This window comes from Nocardiopsis lucentensis DSM 44048, from assembly GCF_000341125.1.
Classification (GTDB): Bacteria; Actinomycetota; Actinomycetes; order Streptosporangiales; family Streptosporangiaceae; genus Nocardiopsis; species Nocardiopsis lucentensis.
The window spans coordinates 1-3669 of record NZ_ANBC01000829.1 but is presented as its reverse complement, the minus strand read 5'-3'; the positions used below and the strand labels follow the sequence as shown (position 1 = coordinate 3669).

At 72.2% G+C, this 3669-nt stretch carries 4 protein-coding genes and 1 pseudogene; 1 reads left to right on the top strand and 4 read right to left on the bottom strand.

Annotated features, from left to right (window positions below; translation table 11 throughout):
* Positions 1–194, top strand: a pseudogene (locus D471_RS40530) (serine hydrolase); the annotation flags it as partial.
* 13 nt (positions 195–207) lie between these two features.
* On the opposite strand, the gene D471_RS0128835 reads toward D471_RS40530, so the two are convergent.
* From D471_RS0128835 to fabG, 4 genes are all read right to left on the bottom strand, one after another.
* Positions 208–969: an SDR family NAD(P)-dependent oxidoreductase gene (locus D471_RS0128835; protein ID WP_017601834.1), complete on the bottom strand. Its 762-nt coding sequence runs from the start codon at positions 967–969 to the stop codon at positions 208–210.
* 105 nt (positions 970–1074) lie between these two features.
* Positions 1075–1899, bottom strand: coding sequence for a class I SAM-dependent methyltransferase (locus D471_RS36750; protein WP_017601833.1), 825 nt, complete (start codon positions 1897–1899; stop codon positions 1075–1077).
* A 113-nt stretch (positions 1900–2012) separates the two neighbouring features.
* Positions 2013–2777, bottom strand: a complete 765-nt coding sequence (gene fabI, locus D471_RS0128825; protein WP_017601832.1) for an enoyl-ACP reductase FabI — start codon at positions 2775–2777, stop codon at positions 2013–2015.
* A gap of 94 nt (positions 2778–2871) precedes the next feature.
* Positions 2872–3576, bottom strand: coding sequence for a beta-ketoacyl-ACP reductase (gene fabG, locus D471_RS0128820; RefSeq protein ID WP_017601831.1), 705 nt, complete (start codon positions 3574–3576; stop codon positions 2872–2874).
* Positions 3577–3669: the final 93 nt, after the last annotated feature.

The following is a 3669-nucleotide window of genomic DNA, read 5'->3' as shown; positions in this document are numbered from 1 at the left end:
CCGCGGCTCTGGCCTGGGGCGTCGCCGGGGCGGCGGCCGTCGCGGCGGCGGTGTGGCTGGTCGCCGCGTACGGCCCGCGCTTCGCACTGCTGTGGCTACCCGACACCACGGCCGCGGTTCTGGTCGCGGGGGTGTGCGGTGCGCTGACCCTCGCCCTGCGGGCGCGGGCCGCCGCCCGGGGACGCTCCGACTGACGGACGCGCCCGCTCAGACGCGGTCGAGGAATCCGCCGTCCACCACGAGGTTGTTGCCGGTGACGAAACTGGCGGCGGGGCTGGCCAGGAAGGCGGCGGCCCGCGCGACCTCCTCCGGTCGGCCGAGACGGCCGTAGGGGATGCGGCCGCGGATGGTCGTGTAGAACTCGGGGTCGTTCTCGCGGCGCCGGTCCCAGCCGCCGCCGGGGAACTCGATCGGACCGGGCGAGACCGTGTTGACGCGGACGCCCTCGGGCGCCCACGACCGGGCGAGGGAGGCGGCGTGGTGGTTGAGCGCGGCCTTGAGCGCACCGTAGGCGGCGGGTCCGGCGGGGCGCGTGGTGTGCAGGGCGGAGGTCGTGGAGATGAGCACTACCGAACCGCCGCGCTCGGACTCCCGCAGGTGCGGAAAGACGCGTTCGGCCATGCGCACGAACGGCAGGACGTCGGCGTCGAAGTTGCGCTCCCACTGGTCGGGGGTGCGGCTGCTGCCCGCGGACACGTTGGAGACCAGGACGTCGATCCCGCCCAGGATCTCGGCGGCGTCGTCGATGAAGGAGTCCAGCGCGGGCGCGTCGGCGACGTCCAGGGCGCGGGAGAACACGGTCGCGCCGGTCAGGCGCAGTTCCTCGGCGGCCTCCTCCAGCGGCTCGGCGCCCCGCGCGCAGATCGCGAGGTCGGCCCCCTCGTCGGCGAACACGTCGGCGATGGCCCGGCCGATCCCCCGGCTGGCCCCCGTGATGACGACCCGTGCGTCCGTCAGGTGCAGATCCATGCGTCCCCCTCCTCGGCGGCCCCGCACCGCCCTGCCTGCGTCCGGCAGGTTACACCGGTGCGGGCGGGTGCCGCGTCCGGCGTGCCGGTATGACGGCAGGGCGGGTCAGCGTTGTTCGGCGGTGAGCAGGAACGTCATCGGCAGTGCGCGCTTCGCCTCGTCGCCGAGGGCGGGGAAGGCGTTCCAGAAATCGTCCGGGCGCTCCTCCAGGCGGGTGAGGGCCAGCCCTTGGTCGATGAGGGCCTGGACGACGTCGGCGATCGTCCACAGCCGCTCGTGCTTGACCGCGTGTTCCTCGACGACGTCGCCGATGTACTCGGCCGGCCAGCCGGTGTTGCGCTCGGCGTGCGCGAAGTAGTCCAGGCCCGACCAGACGGGGGTGGACTCCTGCGGGTCGAACAGCCAGCTGGCCGGATGGGTGTCGAAGACCAGGACCCGCCCGCCGGGGCGCAGCAGGCGGGCGACCACCCCGGCCCAGGCGCGGATGTCGTGGATCCAGTTGAGCGCGCCCTGCCCGGTGTAGACCAGATCGGCGGTGCCGTCCAGCTCGGAGGGGGTGTCGAGCACGTCGCAACGGTGGAAGGTGGCGGGTAGGGCGAGGGCGCGCGCCTTGGCGCGGGCGTTGTCGACGTGCCGCCCGGAGATGTCGACGCCCACGACCTCGCGGGCCCCCTCCAGGAGCAGTGACAGGGTGTCCTGTCCGGAGGCGCACTGGAGGTGGACGGCCCTGCCGCACCAGGAGGCCAGGTCGCCCAGGGCGGCGCGTTCGACCGGATGCGTGGAGGACTCCCCCGCGCGCAGCCGCTCGATGCCGGTGGCCACGCCCTCGGTGTAGCGCAGGGCGCCCTCGTCCCAGGCGACCTGGTTGGCCCGGTGGCGCCGACGCACCTCGTCGGCGTCGTGGGCGGGTTCCTCCACGGTGAACGTCACGTTTCCCCCACTGTCCTCGTCCTGTGAGCACATGATCAGACCAGCCAGGGAACACGCGCGTCAACGCGTTTTCCGGTCGGGGACACGCCTTGGGGTGCCCCCGACCGGGCGGGTCAGGCGCCCGTGGAGTGGAATCCGCCGTCCACGTGCACGATCTCACCGGTGGTCGCGGGGAACCAGTCCGACAGCAGCGCCACGACGGCCTTGGCGGCGGGCTCCGGGTCGGTCACGTCCCAGCCGAGCGGGGCGCGCTCGGGCCAGTGCTTGGCCAGGTCGTTGAAGCCCGGGATGCTGCGCGCGGCCATGGTGCTCAGCGGCCCCGCCGAGACCAGGTTGACGCGGATGTCCTGGTCGCCGACGTAGCGGGCGAGGTAGCGCGCGGTGGAGGTGAGCGCGGACTTGGCCACGCCCATCCAGTCGTAGATCGGGTAGGACACGCTGTTGTCGAAGTCCAGCGCCACCACCGAGCCGCCGTCCTTCATCATCGGCATGAGCGCCGTGGTGAGCGACTTCAGGGAGAAGGTGGACGTGTGCATGGCGGTGGCCACGTCCGACCACTGCGTGTTGAGGAAGTTGCCGCCCAGGGCGTCCTGGGGGGTGAAGCCGATGGAGTGCACGATGCCGTCGATGCCGTCGACGTGCTCGCCGACGCGGGTCGCCAGCGTGCCGAGCTGCTCGTCGTCGGTGACGTCGAGCTCCAGGACCGGCGGCGTCTCGGGCAGCCGCTTGGCGACGCGCTCCACCAGGCTCATCCGGCCGTAACCGGTGAGCACGACGGTGGCGCCCTGTTCCTGGGCGAGGCGGGCGACGTGGAAGGCGATGGAGGAGTCGGTGAGCACCCCGGTGACGAGGATGCGCTTACCTTCGAGAAGTCCCATGGTCGGGTTGTCCGTCCTGATTCTGGTCTGGACCGGCGGGGTGGTCCGGTGGCTGTGCGGGTGGAGGCGAAGCGGGGCGCGGGAGGGCGCGGGGCTAGTGGCCCATGCCCATACCGCCGTCCACGGGGATGACGGCGCCGGTGATGTAGGCGGCTCCGGGACCGGCGAGGAAGCCCACCGTCTTGGCGATGTCCTCGGTGCCGCCGATGCGCCCGAGCGGAATGTTCTTCTTGATCTCGGCCTGGCGGTCCTCGCCCAGCTGGGCGGTCATGTCGGTCTCGATGAAACCGGGGGCCACGACGTTGACCGTGATGTTGCGGGAGCCGAGCTCGCGGGCGAGGGAGCGGCCGAAGCCGACCAGGCCCGCCTTGGAGGCCGCGTAGTTGGCCTGACCGCCCGAGCCGAGCAGGCCCACGACGGACGAGATGAGGATGATGCGGCCGCCGCGCTTGCGCATCATGCCGCGTACGGCTCGCTTGGCGACGCGGAACGCCCCGGTGAGGTTGGTGTCCAGAACCGAGGAGAAGTCGTCCTCGCTCATCAGGGCGAGGAGCTGGTCCTTGGTGATCCCGGCGTTGGCGACGAGCACCTCGACGGGGCCCTGCGCCTCCTCGACCTCCTTGAACGCGGCGTCCACCTGGGCGGAGTCGGTGATGTCGCAGCGCACCCCGAGCAGGCCCTCCGGCGGCTCGCCCGAACGGTGGGTCACGGCGACGTCGTCGCCTCCGGCGGCGAGCTCTCGGGCGATGGCCAGGCCGATTCCGCGGTTGCCGCCGGTGACCAGAACCGATCGCGACATAGGGGCACCTCTTCTCCTGCGGCTGGTGTCACCAGCCACGACGTGGATGTTCCGGGGGTGGGATCGCCTTGCAGGGTACCGAGCTACCCAGCG